The sequence below is a fragment of the Chryseobacterium daecheongense genome (genome assembly GCA_027920525.1).
GTDB lineage: Bacteria > Bacteroidota > Bacteroidia > Flavobacteriales > Weeksellaceae > Chryseobacterium > Chryseobacterium proteolyticum.
Window position 1 is genome coordinate 4099853 of record CP115858.1, and the last position, 18797, is coordinate 4118649.

Here is an 18797-nt window from a genome sequence, read left to right on the forward strand (position 1 = left end):
CAAAATGATAGGCTCTTTATTAAAATGATAGGCTCGGTTTTATCGTAATCCGTATTCTTCCAGCTTGCGGTATAATGTGGCAATACCGATTTCCAGAAGTCTTGCAGCCTCGGCTTTGTTTCCTTTAGTATAATGTAAAACTTTTTGTATATGTTCTTTTTCTAGGGAACGGATGCTTAAAGAATCCTTATCACCGGTCACTTTTTCTGAGTAGTGCGGAAGGCTCTCAGCATTCAGAATATTCTCGTTCATTAATATCAAACTTCTTTCTACCGTATTTCGCAATTCGCGGATGTTCCCTTTCCAGTCATTTTTTTCCAGTGTTTTATAGTACTCAGGAGACACCTGTACAGCGTTGAGGTGCAATTTATGAGAGAACATATCAATAAAATTCTTTGCAAGAATTTTTAAGTCTTCTTTCCTTTCACGAAGAGGAGGTAGGCTAATCTCAAAGACATTCAATCTGAAATACAGGTCTTCTCTAAAGTTTCCTTGTTTTATTTCTTCTTCCAGGTTTCTGTTTGTAGCAGCGATCAACCTGAAATCTGACTTCGAAACCTTGGTTTCACCCATTTTAATGAATTCATGGGTTTCAAGAACACGGAGTAATTTAGCTTGAAGCTCTATAGGCATTTCTCCGATTTCATCTAAAAATAAAGTCCCGCCATTAGCTTCTTCTACCAAACCCTTTTTGTCTTTTACCGCTCCCGTAAATGAACCTTGTTTATGGCCAAAAAGTTCGCTTTCAAGAATTTCTTTGCTGAATGCAGAACAGTTGATGGCAACAAAATTATTTTTCTTTCTCTCACTTCCTTCATGGATAGCGTTGGCAAAGACTTCCTTTCCTGTTCCGGTTTCCCCTGTTAAAAGTACTGTAGCATCCGTTAGAGCAACCCTTTCCGCTAATTTTTTAGCCTCCAGGATGGCAGGTGAATGACCGATGATCTGATTAAATCCTTTTTGTGAATCCTTCTTCTGGACAATTTTAGATTTATTATCCCTTACTTTATCCAGTGCTTTATACACCAAAGGAATAATTTTATCATTATCATCCCCTTTTACCAGGTAATCGTAGGCGCCGTTTTTCATTGCCTGAACAGCATCCGTAATATTTCCGAAGGCAGTCATAAGAATAACTTCCTGATGCGGATATTTTGTTTTAATGGATTTTACAAGCTCAACTCCAAATGCATCCGGAAGCCGGACATCGCTTAAAACAACATCAAATTCGTATTGCTCAAGCATCGTCATGGCAGAACGGGCAGTAGACGCTTCTTTAACATTAAAATCTTCCTGAGAAAGAATCATTCCCAAAAGTTTGAGAAGTTTAAGCTCATCATCGATGATCAGAATATTTCCGGACATGGTATAAATTTTAGGTAAAACCTGATGCAAACTTAATCAAACTTACAGATACAAACCGAATGTGAGAGATTTTATTTATTGTAAAATGTACTATTGGATAAAGTACCATATGATCCTGGTGGGTAATAAATAGCCTTTTCAATTCGGCAAATTGGCAATTCAGCAATTCCACTTTTTGAATTGCCATCATAGATGTAATAATTATAAAAGTAATATGCTTTCTTTTAGTATTCCTTACATTTGTAAAGCATTCTATTTTAATGAATGAAAATGAATTTACATATGACGGACAAAAGATACAAGGAAACAATTCATACTGATAAAAACAACTACGAATATATAACCATTACTCACGATGAAAACGGAGTCAGAATCTATACCCTTAAAAACGGATTAAAAGTATTTCTTGCCCAGAATTTTGATTCGCCAAGGATTCAGACCTATATTCCCGTAAGAACCGGAAGTAACAATGATCCTTCTGATAATACAGGGCTTGCCCATTATCTGGAGCATATGATGTTTAAAGGAACCTCAGGAATCGGAACCCAAAACTGGGAAAAAGAAAAGGTTTTGTTAGATCAGATTTCAGAATTGTACGAACAACATAAGGCAGAGGCAGATCCTGAAAAGAAGAAAGAAATCTATAAAAAAATAGATGAGGTATCCCAGGACGCCAGTCAATATGCTATAGCGAATGAATATGATAAAGTGATCTCATCATTGGGAGCAAGCGGAACTAATGCTCATACGTGGTTTGATGAGACGGTTTATAAAAACAACATTCCCAGTAACGAGCTTGAGAAATGGCTGAAAGTTGAAAAAGAGCGATTTTCAGAAATTGTGTTACGCCTTTTTCATACCGAGCTGGAATCAGTATACGAAGAATTTAACCGGGCGCAGGATAATGACTCTAGGTTAGTAAATTATGAACTGATGGATGCTCTTTTTCCTACCCATGCCAATGGCCAACAAACAACTCTGGGAAAAGCCGAACATTTGAAAAATCCTTCCATGAAGGCGATTCACAAATATTTCGATGAATATTATGTTCCTAATAACTATGCCATGGTCATGGTTGGTGATCTTGACTATGAACGTACGATTCAGCTTATAGATCAATATTTCGGAACAATTCCTTATAAAGAATTACCAAAGAAAACTCCGGTGGTAGAACAGCCTCTCCGGGGAATTGTAGAAAGAACTGTAAAAAGTCCTACCACACCGAGGGTTCAGATGGCCTGGAGAACGGATAGCTATGGATCCCGGGAAGCTATGTTGGCAGATATTACTGCAAATATTATGAGTAACAGGGGAGAAGCCGGATTACTGGACCTTAATATTAATCAGACCCAACGGATGTTATGGGCACAGGCATTTTCAGTAGGATTAAAGCAATATGGATATTTTTCAATTGTGGCTGTTCCTAAAGAAACCCAATCTTTGAAAGATGCAAAGGATATGGTTTTGGAGCAGATAGAACTGATCAAAAGAGGAGAATTTCCGGATTGGATGCTTCCTGCCATCATCAATGATTTCAAACTTCAGAGAATGAAGGCTCTTGAAACCGCTGATGGTTTGGCTACCAATCTCTATGATACCTATATAAAAGGAAGAACCTGGGAAGAGGAGCTTAATGAAATGGATGTATATGCTTCATTCACAAAACAGGATGTTATTCATTTTGCCAATGATTTTTTTAAGGACAATTATGTTCTGATAAATAAGGAAAAAGGAGTTAATGACAAGCTGATCAGGGTTGAAAACCCCGGAATTACACCGATTAAAATTAACAGAGATGCTCAATCGGAATTTTTAAAACAGATTTTAGCGGAAAAAACGGAAGATATTCAACCTGAATTTATTGATTATGATAAAGAGATCATAACCGGACAGGTTAAGGATAAGAAACTTAGCTTTGTCAAAAACAAATATAACGATATAGCACAGGTCTATTTCATTTTCCCACTTGGAAGTGATCATGATCGTGATCTGGCAATATCAACGCAGCTGCTACAATATTTGGGAACTGAAGATTATGCTCCTGAAGATCTGAAGAAAGAGTTCTTTAAAATTGGTGTGAGTAATGATTTTAAAACGACCAATGATCAGTTAACGATTTCATTGAGCGGTTTGGAGGAAAACATTGAAAAAGGAATTCGCCTTCTTCAACATTGGATGTATAACGTAAAGCCGGAGCAGGAAATCTACAAACAGTTTGTAGAAACAGTTCTTGAAAACCGTGAAGCGATGAAAAAAGATAAAAACCGGATCATGACAGCTCTAACGAATTACACCAAGTTGGGCGAATTTTCCAGGTTTACAGATGTGATTTCTAAAGAGGAACTTCAAAACAGTGAAGTTAAAATATTTACGGACAGGATGAAAAGAATATTTGCGTTTCCATACCAGATATTCTTTTATGGAAAAAATCTGGAGAATTTCAAAACGTATATTGACAATTATGTTGAGGTTTCAAGCCTTGAAATTCCGGAGCCTAAGAAATATCCAGAGCCTGAAACCGATGGGAAAGTGAATTTCATCAATTATGATATGGTACAGGTTGAAATGAGCAAAATCGGGAGAGGGCACAATATCAATACTGCTAACTTGGGTAAGATTAACGTTTTCAACGAATATTTTGGAAGGGGATTGTCTTCCATTGTATTTCAGGAGATCCGGGAGAGCAAGAGCTTAGCCTATTCAGCATACGTTTCTTATGCTGCAAATTCAGAATCCGGACACCCGGATTATGTAACGACATATATTGGGACACAGCCTGATAAGCTACAGATTGCCGTAGATACGATGTCTGAACTGATGAATGAACTCCCTGAAGTGCCCATCCAATTTGAAAATGCAAAAAGTACAGCTCTGAAACAGATCGCTTCTACGAGAATTACCAGAACGAACATTTTCTTTAATACATTAAGATTAAAGAAAATCGGAATTAGTCATGATTTCAGAGAAGATATGTATGAGGAAATTCAAAAGTTGGATTTTAACGGGATAAAAGAATTTTACCGGACAGAAATAAAACCCTTGCGTTTTAATACAGCTATTCTTGGCAAAAAAGAAAATCTTGATATGGACGCTGTCAATAAAATGGGGAGTTTTAAAGAAGTCAGTTTAAAAGATATTTTTGGACATTAGATATTAATATATATAATATACTAATCATATTAAACCCCGAAGAAATTCGGGGTTTAATATTTCATAATCTTTGATTAAAAATATAAGCTATGCTTTTTTCTGCATTATTGAACACTGCAGTAAAAAATTAATGGGAGCTTAACAATTTTATAATATGTAAGAAATTTTTATTTGTAAATATTGAGTCAAATTTGTCCACCGAAATATTATTGGTATTCTGTATATGGAACTGTTGCTGTATTGTCTTTGAAGATAAAATTATATACAACGCTGGTATCAGAGAAACATTGACTATGAAAAGAAGAAAATTTTTGACAAATATTCCGCTTGCCATTTCAGGGGTACTTCTGGGAGGACCTGCAGCCAGCTTGCTGGCCGAAGCTCCGAAGGATGATATAAGCAAAAAAAAGAAACTGCTGTTTACGGTAGCTCACATTACAGACGTACACTTACCGGCAGATCCTAAAATAATGGAGCGGTTTGTAAAATGTCTTAAAGAAATCAAAAACAGGAAAGTAGATTTCTTCCTTAACACAGGAGACTCCATTATGGCTGTGGACCGGGAAAACTCTACCCGTCAGGAAGTATATGACCAGTGGAATGCCTGGGATAACTGTATGAAGGAAATTGCAGACTATGATATGTATAGTTGCGTCGGAAATCATGACATCTGGTGGGCAGGTGAAAAATCAGATGAAATGCATGGAGTTCCCTATGCGGCCAAAAGGCTTAAAATGCCTAAGCGTTATTACAGTGCTAAAAAAGAGAAATGGCATTTTATAATGTTGGATGGCAATAACTCTAGTATTACCCTTGATCCTGAACAAATGAACTGGCTGAAACAACAATTAGAAAATATTCCGCAGGGAGAATATGCATTAATTATGTCGCATTATCCTATACTTACGGTTACAGGATTCTGGGAAGGAGGGCAGCATAAAGACCATAATGCATTGAAAGACTTGTTTTATAAGCATAAAGATAAAGTGAAAGGCTGTCTTAGTGGTCATCAGCATCTCCTCGACAGAGCATGGTATAATGATGTATATTATTTCTGTAACGGAGCTATGTCAGGATTTTGGTGGGGGGAAGGTGATAAGCGTTCCGCGAAACCTTTCTATTATCAGGAAACACCACCGGGATATGCTATATTAAAATTTTATGATGACGGCTCATTTGAGAATGAATACATAATTCATCATTATTAATATATATATAATGTAAACAGAGACTGGCTTTTTAAGTCAGTCTCTGTTTTTACAGTACTTTATAAACATTCTGAAATCTGGATTGTCTTATTATTTTTAATTTTCGCAATGCCAATTAAAAGTTTTGTCTCCGGTAGTCAATGAGTTATGAATATTATGTTAAAAAAGTTTATCAAAAGCTTGGCCGGTATCATTAAAGTTTATACTTTTGCCCCACTGAAAACGAGAGATAGTAGGTAGCGCAGAAGAGGGTAATTATAAACGAAAGATTTAAAAAAATAAATAATAATTTATTTTGAAAATTGAGAATAGTTTGTATCTTTGCAGTCCCAATTAAGGGAGCGCGGAGTAAAATTGAGATAAGTGTTAGAGATGGATTAAGGTTACAGAAAAAACTTTAAAATTTTCTTCAAAAACATTTGGTCAGTTCAAAAACATTAATTACTTTTGCACTCGCAAATCTAAAGCAAAAACGACAGAAAAAAAGCTTTAGAGAAAAGCGGAAGAAGAGAGATCATTGAAATACAATATAACAACCAAGTAAGGAAAAACTAAAGCGTCAAAACTTTGAGTGAGTCAGACAAACATACAATGGAGAGTTTGATCCTGGCTCAGGATGAACGCTAGCGGGAGGCCTAACACATGCAAGCCGAGCGGTATAGATCTTTCGGGATCTAGAGAGCGGCGCACGGGTGCGGAACACGTGTGCAACCTACCTTTATCAGGGGGATAGCCTTTCGAAAGGAAGATTAATACCCCATAATATATTAGATGGCATCATTTGATATTGAAAACTCCGGTGGATAGAGATGGGCACGCGCAAGATTAGATAGTTGGTGAGGTAACGGCTCACCAAGTCAATGATCTTTAGGGGGCCTGAGAGGGTGATCCCCCACACTGGTACTGAGACACGGACCAGACTCCTACGGGAGGCAGCAGTGAGGAATATTGGACAATGGGTGAGAGCCTGATCCAGCCATCCCGCGTGAAGGATGACGGCCCTATGGGTTGTAAACTTCTTTTGTATAGGGATAAACCTACCCTCGTGAGGGTAGCTGAAGGTACTATACGAATAAGCACCGGCTAACTCCGTGCCAGCAGCCGCGGTAATACGGAGGGTGCAAGCGTTATCCGGATTTATTGGGTTTAAAGGGTCCGTAGGCGGACTCGTAAGTCAGTGGTGAAATCTCATAGCTTAACTATGAAACTGCCATTGATACTGCGGGTCTTGAGTAAGGTAGAGGTAGCTGGAATAAGTAGTGTAGCGGTGAAATGCATAGATATTACTTAGAACACCAATTGCGAAGGCAGGTTACCATGTCTTAACTGACGCTGATGGACGAAAGCGTGGGGAGCGAACAGGATTAGATACCCTGGTAGTCCACGCCGTAAACGATGCTAACTCGTTTTTGGGTTTTCGGATTCAGAGACTAAGCGAAAGTGATAAGTTAGCCACCTGGGGAGTACGAACGCAAGTTTGAAACTCAAAGGAATTGACGGGGGCCCGCACAAGCGGTGGATTATGTGGTTTAATTCGATGATACGCGAGGAACCTTACCAAGGCTTAAATGGGAAATGACAGGCTTAGAAATAGGCTTTTCTTCGGACATTTTTCAAGGTGCTGCATGGTTGTCGTCAGCTCGTGCCGTGAGGTGTTAGGTTAAGTCCTGCAACGAGCGCAACCCCTGTCACTAGTTGCCATCATTCAGTTGGGGACTCTAGTGAGACTGCCTACGCAAGTAGAGAGGAAGGTGGGGATGACGTCAAATCATCACGGCCCTTACGCCTTGGGCCACACACGTAATACAATGGCCAGTACAGAGGGCTGCTACCAGGCGACTGGATGCTAATCTCGAAAGCTGGTCTCAGTTCGGATTGGAGTCTGCAACTCGACTCTATGAAGCTGGAATCGCTAGTAATCGCGCATCAGCCATGGCGCGGTGAATACGTTCCCGGGCCTTGTACACACCGCCCGTCAAGCCATGGAAGTCTGGGGTACCTGAAGTCGGTGACCGTAACAGGAGCTGCCTAGGGTAAAACAGGTAACTAGGGCTAAGTCGTAACAAGGTAGCCGTACCGGAAGGTGCGGCTGGAACATCTCATTTTAGAGCGTTGAAGAACGTTAAACAAAATAAAGGTACTTAAGTGTACCATGTACTTACTTAAAGAGAAGCTTTAGTTTTTTATTTGGTTGATATATAAAAAAATACAACACCCACTAGAAATTAGTAAAGGGAAGAGAGACAAGAGGAAAGATAGAAGAAGAAAGACCATGTAAGTCTGATATCTGGGATCTTGAATCTGCAAGTCTAACAAGACAGTCTCGTAGCTCAGCTGGTTAGAGCGCTACACTGATAATGTAGAGGTCGGCAGTTCGAGCCTGCCCGAGACTACTAATTATAAGACGGGAAGAGATCAGATATAAGACATGAGACATTAAGTCTGAGATCTAGGATCTGATATCTGAAGTCTACTAGAGGGGAATTAGCTCAGCTGGCTAGAGCGCCTGCCTTGCACGCAGGAGGTCAAGGGTTCGACTCCCTTATTCTCCACAGTTTGTATATGTAAAAAAGAAGCATGTAAACCTCATGACGAGAGCCGTCATTGATACATGAATACGTTTTACATTAATACAGAAGAAATAAAGATCATTGACATTAACGGTAAAGACATCACAAAGAGAAAACCGAGCACTTATAAGTGCTTGAGTAACCTAAAAATAGGAAAGAAATCGTTAAGGGCGTATGGCGGATGCCTAGGCTTTCAGAGGCGACGAAGGACGTGGTAAGCTGCGAAAAGCTGCGGGGATTGGCACACACGAATTGATCCGCAGATGTCCGAATGGGGCAACCCAATACATTGAAGATGTATTACCTCGTAAGAGGAGCAAACCCGGAGAACTGAAACATCTAAGTACCCGGAGGAAAAGAAATCGAAGAGATTCCGTAAGTAGTGGCGAGCGAAAGCGGATTAGCCCAAAAGTCTTTATATATTTAGAAGAACGTACTGGAAAGTGCGGCCATAGACGGTGATAGCCCGGTATTCGAAAGGTATATATAGATGATAAATGAGTAGGGCGGGACACGTGAAATCCTGTCTGAATATGGGGGGACCATCCTCCAAGGCTAAATACTCCTGAAAGACCGATAGTGAACAAGTACTGTGAAGGAAAGGTGAAAAGCACTTCGAATAGAAGGGTGAAATAGAACCTGAAACCGTACGCCTACAAGCGGTCGGAGCCCACAAGTTGGGTGACGGCGTGCCTTTTGCATAATGAGCCTACGAGTTAATTTTACTAGCGAGGTTAAGGACTTCAGGTCCGGAGCCGGAGCGAAAGCGAGTCTGAATAGGGCGGATAGTTAGTAGGATTAGACGCGAAACCTTGTGATCTACCCATGGGCAGGTTGAAGCTCTGGTAACACAGAGTGGAGGACCGAACCGGTTGACGTTGAAAAGTCTTCGGATGACCTGTGGGTAGGGGTGAAAGGCCAATCAAACTGGGAGATAGCTCGTACTCCCCGAAATGCATTTAGGTGCAGCGTTGATTATAAGTTTATTAGAGGTAGAGCTACTGATTGGATGCGGGGGTTTCACCGCCTACCAATTCCTGACAAACTCCGAATGCTAATAAATGTTGATCAGCAGTGAGGGCATGGGTGCTAAGGTCCATGTCCGAGAGGGAAAGAACCCAGACCAACAGCTAAGGTCCCCAAATATATGTTAAGTTGAAGCAACGCGGTTGGACTGCATTGACAGCTAGGATGTTGGCTTGGAAGCAGCCATTCATTTAAAGAGTGCGTAACAGCTCACTAGTCGAGCGGTCCGGCATGGATAATAATCGGGCATAAACATATTACCGAAGCTATGGATTTGTACATTGTACATCTGGTAGGGGAGCATTCTGTTTGCGCCGAAGCAGTATCGTGAGGTATTGTGGAGCGGACAGAAAAGAAAATGTAGGCATAAGTAACGATAAAGGGGGCGAGAAACCCCCTCACCGAAAGACTAAGGTTTCCTCAGCCATGCTAATCAGCTGAGGGTTAGTCGGGACCTAACGCGAACCCGAAAGGGGTAGTGGATGGACAATGGGTTAATATTCCCATACTTGCTCACACTAAAAAGGGGACGGAGTGCCGTACCTGCTGGAGACTGACGGAATAGTCAAGGCCTAGCCTTCGGGCGAAGCTGCTGCAGGGAAAGTGCTTCCAAGAAAAGCCGAAGTGAAGCAACCCGTACCAAAACCGACACAGGTAGTCGAGGAGAGAATCCTAAGGTGCTCGAGTGAGTCGTGGCTAAGGAACTAGGCAAAATAGTCTCGTAACTTCGGAAGAAGAGACGCCATCAGCAATGGTGGCCGCAGTGAAGAGGCCCAGGCGACTGTTTATCAAAAACACAGGACTCTGCTAAATCGAAAGATGCTGTATAGGGTCTGACACCTGCCCGGTGCTGGAAGGTTAAGGAAGGGCGTTAGCGTAAGCGAAGCGTTTGACTGAAGCCCCAGTAAACGGCGGCCGTAACTATAACGGTCCTAAGGTAGCGAAATTCCTTGTCGGGTAAGTTCCGACCTGCACGAATGGTGTAACGATCTGGGCACTGTCTCAGCCACGAGCTCGGTGAAATTGTAGTATCGGTGAAGATGCCGATTACCCGCAATGGGACGAAAAGACCCTGTGAACCTTTACTATAACTTCGTATTGACTTTGAGTAAGTAATGTGTAGGATAGGTGGGAGACTATGAAGCAGGCACGCTAGTGTTTGTGGAGTCAACGTTGAAATACCACCCTTTACTTACTTGGAGCCTAACTTCCTTTAGGAAGGACATTGCGTGGTGGGTAGTTTGACTGGGGTGGTCGCCTCCAAAAGAGTAACGGAGGCTTTCAAAGGTACCCTCAGCACGCTTGGTAACCGTGCGTAGAGTGTAATGGCATAAGGGTGCTTGACTGTGAGACCTACAAGTCGATCAGGTGCGAAAGCAGGACATAGTGATCCGGTGGTTCCGTATGGAAGGGCCATCGCTCATAGGATAAAAGGTACTCCGGGGATAACAGGCTAGTCTCCCCCAAGAGCTCACATCGACGGGGAGGTTCGGCACCTCGATGTCGGCTCGTCACATCCTGGGGCTGGAGAAGGTCCCAAGGGTTGGGCTGTTCGCCCATTAAAGTGGCACGCGAGCTGGGTTCAGAACGTCGTGAGACAGTTCGGTCTCTATCTATTGCGGGCGTTAGATGTTTGAGAGGGCTTGATTCTAGTACGAGAGGACCGAATTGAACAAACCTCTGGTGTATCAGTTGTACCGCCAGGTGCACCGCTGAGTAGCTATGTTTGGAAGAGATAAGCACTGAAAGCATATAAGTGCGAAACTCGCCTCAAGATGAGACATCTTTTAAGGGTCGTGGGAGATGACCACGTTGATAGGCTACAGGTGTAAAGTTGGTAACAGCATAGCCGAGTAGTACTAATTACCCGTAGATTTATAGCCTATAGGTTACACTAATTCAAGTCTTATAAGTGCAATACTGGTTTTGCCTTTGTGATGAAATTTACCGATAAAACAGATGTCAGATACAAGACATCAGATAACAGACTTTATAATAGGTCTGAAATCTGAAATCTAGCCTCTGATATCTTATATACCTTCTTTAGGGTGGTTTTAGCGGTGGGGCTCACCTGTTCCCATTCCGAACACAGAAGTTAAGCCCACCAGCGCCGATGGTACTGCGACAAGCGGGAGAGTAGGTCGCCGCCAGTTTTTATTAAAAGTCTCATACATGAATTTGTATGAGACTTTTTTGTTTTATAACTATACCTATACCTATACATATCTATACCTACTACACCATACCATAGGAATAAAAGATCAATGATCACTGATCATTGATGAATTATAAATGATAAAAGATCATTCATCAATTATCAATCATCATTTATTATTTATCATTCATAATTCTTCACTCCTCAATGGTATCTGCTAAATGACTTCTCTACAACTTCTCTGGCATTCTTTTCTACATTCTGATAAGAATAAAAGCCGTAGATGGTATCATAGTTTATTTCTTCAAAACGTTTTTCGATTCTTTTAATTTCATTTAAAGGAAGAGGAATTCTGTTGGGATAGCTTCTCATTGTAGCAAAATGATTCATGGATGGGGAAAGATACATGGTATCCCCAATTAAAAGCGTTCCGTTTTCGCTCATCCATGGTATTTCTATGACAGAACTTCCCTCAAAATGGCCACCAATATTGTGAAGCTTTAATTGATTCCATAGATTAAGCTGATGACCGGTCCAGTATTCTACAAAATCACCTCCATTTACAACCCATTCTTTATCGTTTTGATGAATATAAATTTTAGAATTAAAGGTATCTGCCCACATTTTCATATTGGAATAATAGTGTGGATGAGAGAAAGCAATAGCTTTTAAGCCTCCTTTAGAATTAATAAATGCAATAGCTGCTTCATCAAGAAGGGGAATGCAATCCCATAATATATTTCCGTTTTTAGAAAGTACCAGCAAGGCCCGCTGTCCAATAGAAAACCTCGGATTAACAACCAGTTCGTAAAGGTTATTATTCAGTTTTTTAATTTTTATGCTATGCTTTTCCAGAAGCTTTTCATGGGCAGTCCACGATTGTCCGCTTTGAGGGACTGATTGTCTTTCGTCATTACAAATTAGGCAAAGATTGCCCTGATAGCTTTCTGGATATTGTATACCACATTCCGTACACATTTTAAGATGGTTATCATTCATAAAAAAGTTTTTATTAAAAATACATACTGTTCAGTGATCGGTATGTTATTTTATATAGATTTTACCTATCCTTAAATTGCGCTTAACTGCTCCTGGATAAGGAAAGATTATCTTTTCAATTAAAAACCCTATCTAACTTTAGATAGGGTTTAAAACATCTTATTATGGATAAGAATTATTTGATAACTTTCATTTCGTCAATCAGCCACTTGGAATCGGCAAATTTTTCAATGATGAATAGAATGTACTTGGTGTCAACCATGATGTTTCTGCTAAAACGGGGGTCATAATTAATATCACTCATAGTTCCTTCCCATTGTCTGTCGAAATTTAATCCTACTAGATTTCCGTAAGCATCAAGAGCCGGACTTCCTGAGTTTCCTCCTGTGGTATGATTGGTTGCCGTAAATCCTACAGGAACATCACCTCCCTTATCTTTATAATTTCCAAAATCTTTTTTATTGTAAAGATCGATTAACTTTTTAGGAACATCAAATTCATAATCACCCGGAATGTATTTTTCTATAACTCCTGCCAAATGAGTTTGATAACCATAAGAAACAGCATCTCTCGGATTTGAACCTTTTACTTTACCGTAAGTCACACGAAGTGTGGAGTTGGCATCAGGGAAGAATTTTCTGTCTTTATCGGTCGACATTTGCTGTTGCATGAATTTTTTCTGCAGCGCATCAATTTTTGTCTGGATTGAGGTATACTGAGGATCAGCTGTTTTTGAATAAGTGTCTTTGATATTTGAAAATAATTGATAAACAGGGTCTTTTTTTAATGTTCTTACCAGTTTATCCTGATTAGAAAATGCCTTGTCAATATCTGCACTTAAAGAAGCTCCATTTACAGCTGTTCTGCCGGTAATGATAGAGTTTTTAGAAATCTCTTCGATATTCTGAATGTTCTGTGCTTCGTTTTTAAATTTATCAAATCCCGCTGGTAAAAACTGAGCGTTTGTTTTGTTGGCATACAGAGCAAGGAGCTTTGCAGTTACTTTTGCATCAAGCTCCGGACTGTAATCTTTATAGAAAGAAGTCAGCTTATTTTTAAATGCTGTAATTTCCTTCTCATCCATTCTTCCTGCTTCTACGGATAAGATATAGTTGGAATACATATTAGCTAATGCTAATGTCTCAGCATTTTTAATTAACTCAGAATAATAGGCATTATTTAAAGCATAAGGAGCCTGCTCAGTGTATAGCTTATTCAGCTGGTCTAATGTTGTTTTGATTTCCGGATTTTTAGCTACCAGGGATCCTTCGTACATTACTTTCTTTTCTACAGCATTAGACTTTTTCAGGCCTTCTACTTCTCCAATCCATTTTTTCCAGTAATTTGCCACTGAAGCATATTTAGAAGCATATTTAATACGTGTTGCATTGTCCACACGCATTTTTTCATCCAAAGTCTTTAAAGCGACATCGCGGACTGCAATTTTTGCAGGATCAATCTCATTCATGATTTTTTCAACTGCAATTGATGGAAGATACTCAGTGGTTTTTCCCGGAAAGCCAAATACAAATGTGAAATCATTTTCATTCTTATCCTTGATGGAAACAGGTAGAAAATGTTTAGGTACATAAGGGACATTATCTTTGGAATATTCTGCAGGCTTATTGTTTTTATCTGCATAAATTCTGAACATGGAGAAATCTCCCGTATGCCTTGGCCATACCCAGTTATCCGTATCACTTCCGAATTTCCCTATACTTTGTGGCGGTGCTCCTACCAAACGGATGTCTTTATAAGTTTCTATTGTATAAGCATAGTATTTATTTCCATAATACATAGGCTTTACAGTGATAGACTGATAATTTTCTATTTTTTGAGAATTCTTGTATATCTCAATATTGTTGTTGATTTTTTTTGAAAGATCAGGTTCGGAAAGATGATCCGTACCCTCCAGAATTTGATTGGTTACTTCTTTGATATCTACAATAAAATCTACTTTTAATCCGGGATTAGGAAGCTCGGTGCTCATATTCGTTGCCCAGAATCCATTGGAAAGGAGATCATTTTGTACTGTAGAATGTGCCTGAATTTGTCCGAAGCCACAGTGATGATTGGTTAATAAAAGTCCTTTAGGAGAAATAATTTCTGCTGTACAGCCACCGTTAAATTGAACAACGGCATCCTTAATACTGGCCTTTTGAGGATTGAAGATGTCTTTTGCAGAGATTTTCATTCCCAGGTCTTTCATTTCCTTTTCATTCAGCTCCGTTGGAATCCACATTCCCCCATATTGTTGGGCAAAAGCCATTGCGGCAGGCAAAAGAAATGCAGATAAAAGTATCTTTTTTATCATAATCAAAAATTTTGTCCAATTTACGAAGAAAATTAGGATTATAAGTTACAAGTCATCCTGAAAACGAGGTAGATTCATTGATAATGGCATTTAATAATTTGTATTGAAAAATATAATGGGATGGATTCCGTTATTTAATAACCAGTAACAAACAATATTTATGGAAAACAAAACTTTTTTATCCGGAACTGTACTGGCCATATTACTGGCTTCATGTTCACCCAAAGAAAAACAAAGAGAAATATTTTCTGCCCCGGAAACAGATTCAGCTTCGATCCAAAAACCGTTGGATTCAGTGGCTGGCAACGCTTTGATTGATGGGCATAACTCTCAGAATTCATTGGATTGGAACGGAACTTATGAGGCTGTGGTTCCATGTGCAGATTGCCCGGGGATCAAAACTTCTCTCACATTGAATAAGGATAATACGTTCCATATTACAGAAGAATATATCGACAGAAAATCAAAGAATGAAGATAAAGGAACCTTGGAGTGGGATAAAACGGGCAGTATTGTGACTTTAAAAGGAAAATCCGCTAATTACAAATACAAGGTAGGTGAAAACCATCTTACTCAGCTTGATTTGGATGGAAAGGAGATTACCGGTCCCAATAAAGATCTGTATGTTTTCAATAAAAAATAAAGGCTGCTGCCTTTATTTTTTATTTTAAAATTGATAGGACATAATTTTAGGGTCATTCATCATTTGCTTAATCAAAAGCTCGTGTTGCCGGGTATTCCCCGTAAGTCTCCAGGTCGTAATTAAACTGTCTTTGGAATATTGCTGTCTCATGATAAGAAATTTTAAATGATTATTCCTGAATAATTCCTCACAATGACTGATGTGATCAGAAGCGGAGATAGATATTTTATATTCCCTGATTTTATGATTATTGTCGATAAAATTCTGCAAATAACTTAGCGAGCTCAAGACAAGAAGGACCAATGTAGTGCCCAGCAACGAAAAGTATACATATCCTGAACCCACAGCCATTCCTATTGAAGCAGTTGCCCAGATGGTTGTTGCCGTTGTAATTCCATCGATTTTATTATCTCCTTTGAAAATGACCCCTGCTCCCAAGAAACCTATACCGGTAATAATATTGGCTGCCAGACGATCTGGATTCTGAACTCCTATTTTGATTGATAATATGGTGAAAAGACAAGATCCGAAACATACCAGAATAAACGTGCGGAGTCCTGCAGACTTATTTCTATATTCACGTTCAGCACCGATAAAAAGCCCGAGCATAACTGAAATAAATATCAGTATCAGTTCATTTTGAATGGAATAGTGATCTTGTAGAAAATCCATGGGTGTATAATTAAAACCTTGAATAAAAATACAATAAATTCTTACGTGATCGTTCAAGCATATAAAAAAAGACTGCTTCTTAAGGCAGTCTTTCGTTTATTGATGTAAAGTGATTTAATTTTTTATGAATTTCTGTACCATAACCTGATCTTTTGTAAACAATTTGATCATATAGCTTCCTTTAGCAAGTTCAGAGGTGTTGACAGAATTATTGCTTACGCTTATTGAATTTAAAATCCTTCCTGCTGTATCATAGATTTCTGCCTTTACAATCTTCTCTTTTGACTTAATGAATACAACATCTTTTACCGGATTCGGATAGATACTGAACTGGTCTTTATCATTAGTAATTTCGGATGTTCCTAAGGTATTCTGAACAGAAGTTGTAGCAGTATTCGTAATGATAGGTGCGTTATAATCAAAATAGATCTTGGCAGTATTACTGAAACTATCACCAATATTTAAAGTGGATTTTGTCTTAATTTTAAATGAAACATATCCGTCATTATTCGCATTATCAAAAGGAAGCTGAATGTTTTCAAAAATAAATTCGACTACATTTCCATTGATTCTCGTTACAAAATTATGGCTACCATTCAGTGCAACTAAGCTGGATATATCATATTTTGAAGTATCGATCTCATCCTTTACGACAATGTTTTGAGCATTGGCCGTTCCTGTATTCTCAAATCTCATCAAATAATGAACATAATCTCCGACTTGTGCCTGAGTGATAGAAGAGCCTTCCAGACAGGTTTTATCATTAGGATCAAAAGAGTTGACAACGATTTGGTTTAATGTAAATGTATTATCTGAAGGAGTATCATCTGTAGCTCCGTTGATTTGTGCTGTGTAATGCAGTACATCACCACCGTTTAAAGGAGGAGTCTGTGTAGGAGTATTCAATTTAAAGGTTACTGTAATTTCTTTAGTCTCAAAAGGTAAGATATTGTTGAAATTCCAGGATAAGATTCCAGTTGACTGTGAATTAGGAGCAATCGTGGAGCTTAGATAATTCATTAGATTGTCATTGAAATTATAAGCTAAGGTTCCTGATTGTGCGGAAGTTCCTTTATTTCTGTAAACAATTTTATATTTTGTATCAAATCCAGGTCTTGCTGATTCAATTGGAATAATCATAATTTCCAAATCATTATGTATTCCATTAGCCGTTAAACAAAAGTTTTGTGTAAATGGGCTTGCTTGAGTAGGAAAGGTGGTTATTAAATTTGCTGGCGAGACATTAAAGTAAGTAGGATTTTCGAGTATAGGACTAATAGTGTGAGTTCCAGCTTGTAACGGTATGAAATGGACACCTGCCGAATTTGCAATAAAATTAGCAGTGGAAGACCCACTTGTAACCAAGAAATTTTGAAATGCTTTTCCTGGATCCGAAATATCACAGCCATTATTGTTGGAATCGTATTTTGTGTCTCCATTTATGGTGTAAAAAGTTCCACCAGGAGTAAAAGAACAATAAGAATTAACATTAACATTAGTATAACCATACATATTCAAGTAGGATAAAACAGCATTGGTATGCTGTAAATCACAACATACATATTGTAATTCTGAATTATCATCAATATTGAAATTATATGGAACACCTTGTCCTCCATTTTTAAAATTTAAAATCTTTATATTGTTATCCGAACAATCTAAGTAAGAAAGTAAAGGATTAGAACTCAAATCTAATAGTGTGAGTTGGTTCTCTGAACACTTTACAGTTGTAAGAATAGGAAAACCTGTTAAATCAATACTGTTAAGAGCATTTTCATCAACATCAAAAATTTCGAGCAATGGGGATCCGGTTACTGTCAGGTTTGTAATTTCATTATCAACCAGTGAAATACTTTTTAGTAGTGGGTTGTTAGATATTGTTACATTAGGAACTGTAGTGCTATAATTGGAGGTAATTTCTGTGAGCAATGGGTTATTGGAAACAGATAAAGATTGTATGTCCGGGCCAAAAAGGGAGATTTTTTTTAAATCATTACAGCCACTAATATTTATAGTATTATTTAACCATGAATAACCATAACTTGAAATCGTAACTTCTTCTAAATTATTTATACCGCTTAGATTAATATTACTTAGCAATACTCGTTCTAAATTTAGGACTTTGATATTTGGGCAACCTTGAAAATTTAAATAATTTAAATACTCTGAAATAGACAAATGTGTTAAAGAGGGAATATTTAAAGTAAGTGTCTGGAAATTTCCACCTTGAATATTCAATTTCTTAAGACCGGTACAATTATCTACATTAAGCGCTGAAAGATAATAACCAGCAGCAAATAATTCTGTAAGGGAAGTCATCCCGCTAACATCAAAAGAGGTGAAGTTATTGTTCGGTATAAATTGTACAGAGAGTTTCGTAAGATTTGTGAAACTTTTAATACCTGTAATATCGCCGATTTGCGATCCCACTGTACTCGTTGTTCCATTAATATCAAGAGTTTTTATTAAACTTGCTTCGCTAGCCTGAATTTCGTTGTCGCCGTTAAGATCTATAGCAACAGGATTGTGGTTAACGTCGAGAGCGATATAATTTGTATTATTTGCAGATAATAAATAAGATTTAAAGTTCGGATCTGGAATATTTAAGATTTGTGCTTTAAATATAGGCAGAATACTTACGAAAAGAATGAGGTAAAGTTTTTTCATAAATTTTATTGGTTTATCATTTTTTATG

General features: G+C 38.6%; 8 protein-coding genes, 2 tRNA genes and 3 rRNA genes. 8 read left to right on the forward strand and 5 right to left on the reverse strand.

Annotated features, from left to right (window positions below; genetic code table 11):
- Positions 1-39: 39 nt before the first annotated feature.
- Positions 40-1365, reverse strand: a complete 1326-nt coding sequence (locus PFY10_18380; protein WBV56170.1) for a sigma-54 dependent transcriptional regulator — start codon at positions 1363-1365, stop codon at positions 40-42.
- A gap of 282 nt (positions 1366-1647) precedes the next feature.
- On the opposite strand from PFY10_18380, the gene PFY10_18385 reads away from it, so the two are divergent.
- The 7 genes from PFY10_18385 (at position 1648) to rrf (ending at position 11472) form a co-directional block, all read left to right on the forward strand.
- Positions 1648-4515: an insulinase family protein gene (locus PFY10_18385; GenBank protein WBV56171.1), complete on the forward strand. Its 2868-nt coding sequence runs from the start codon at positions 1648-1650 to the stop codon at positions 4513-4515.
- A gap of 293 nt (positions 4516-4808) precedes the next feature.
- The gene (locus PFY10_18390) at positions 4809-5723 is read left to right on the forward strand and encodes a metallophosphoesterase (GenBank protein ID WBV56172.1); all 915 of its coding nucleotides are present in this window, start codon (positions 4809-4811) and stop codon (positions 5721-5723) included.
- Between the two features lie 588 nt (positions 5724-6311).
- Positions 6312-7828 (forward strand): 16S ribosomal RNA (locus tag PFY10_18395).
- 214 nt (positions 7829-8042) lie between these two features.
- Positions 8043-8116, forward strand: a tRNA-Ile gene (locus PFY10_18400).
- 85 nt (positions 8117-8201) lie between these two features.
- Positions 8202-8275 (forward strand) — tRNA-Ala (locus tag PFY10_18405).
- A gap of 172 nt (positions 8276-8447) precedes the next feature.
- Positions 8448-11202, forward strand: a 23S ribosomal RNA gene (locus PFY10_18410).
- 161 nt (positions 11203-11363) lie between these two features.
- Positions 11364-11472 (forward strand): 5S ribosomal RNA (gene rrf / locus PFY10_18415).
- Together the 16S, 23S and 5S rRNA genes with 2 tRNA genes alongside form the textbook arrangement of a ribosomal RNA operon.
- Before the next feature lie 206 nt (positions 11473-11678).
- On the opposite strand, the gene PFY10_18420 is transcribed toward rrf, so the two are convergent.
- A complete protein-coding gene (locus PFY10_18420; GenBank protein ID WBV56173.1) occupies positions 11679-12473 on the reverse strand; it encodes a hypothetical protein in 795 nt (264 codons plus the stop codon).
- A 175-nt stretch (positions 12474-12648) separates the two neighbouring features.
- Positions 12649-14787: a S46 family peptidase gene (locus tag PFY10_18425; GenBank protein WBV56174.1), complete on the reverse strand. Its 2139-nt coding sequence runs from the start codon at positions 14785-14787 to the stop codon at positions 12649-12651.
- 160 nt (positions 14788-14947) lie between these two features.
- Here PFY10_18425 and PFY10_18430 point away from each other — a divergent pair, with 160 nt between their 5' ends.
- Positions 14948-15430 carry a copper resistance protein NlpE gene (locus PFY10_18430; GenBank protein WBV56175.1) on the forward strand — a complete coding sequence of 161 codons (483 nt, stop codon included), beginning with the start codon at positions 14948-14950 and terminating at the stop codon, positions 15428-15430.
- Positions 15431-15454: 24 nt separating this feature from the next.
- Here PFY10_18430 and PFY10_18435 read toward each other — a convergent pair whose 3' ends face one another.
- Positions 15455-16102, reverse strand: a complete 648-nt coding sequence (locus PFY10_18435) for an MgtC/SapB family protein (protein WBV56176.1) — start codon at positions 16100-16102, stop codon at positions 15455-15457.
- A gap of 114 nt (positions 16103-16216) precedes the next feature.
- Positions 16217-18769: a T9SS type A sorting domain-containing protein gene (locus PFY10_18440; GenBank protein ID WBV56177.1), complete on the reverse strand. Its 2553-nt coding sequence runs from the start codon at positions 18767-18769 to the stop codon at positions 16217-16219.
- Positions 18770-18797 lie beyond the last annotated feature (28 nt).

Excerpts from the sequence above, each read along its gene's own strand:
- PFY10_18385 (WBV56171.1), top strand. The coding sequence starts at position 1,648 with ATGACGGACAAAAGATACAAGGAAACAATTCATACTGATAAAAACAAC.
- PFY10_18440 (WBV56177.1), bottom strand. The coding sequence starts at position 18,769 with ATGAAAAAACTTTACCTCATTCTTTTCGTAAGTATTCTGCCTATATTT.
- PFY10_18390 (WBV56172.1), top strand. The coding sequence starts at position 4,809 with ATGAAAAGAAGAAAATTTTTGACAAATATTCCGCTTGCCATTTCAGGG.
- PFY10_18430 (WBV56175.1), top strand. The coding sequence starts at position 14,948 with ATGGAAAACAAAACTTTTTTATCCGGAACTGTACTGGCCATATTACTG.
- PFY10_18420 (WBV56173.1), bottom strand. The coding sequence starts at position 12,473 with ATGAATGATAACCATCTTAAAATGTGTACGGAATGTGGTATACAATAT.
- PFY10_18425 (WBV56174.1), bottom strand. The coding sequence starts at position 14,787 with ATGATAAAAAAGATACTTTTATCTGCATTTCTTTTGCCTGCCGCAATG.
- PFY10_18380 (WBV56170.1), bottom strand. The coding sequence starts at position 1,365 with ATGTCCGGAAATATTCTGATCATCGATGATGAGCTTAAACTTCTCAAA.
- PFY10_18435 (WBV56176.1), bottom strand. The coding sequence starts at position 16,102 with ATGGATTTTCTACAAGATCACTATTCCATTCAAAATGAACTGATACTG.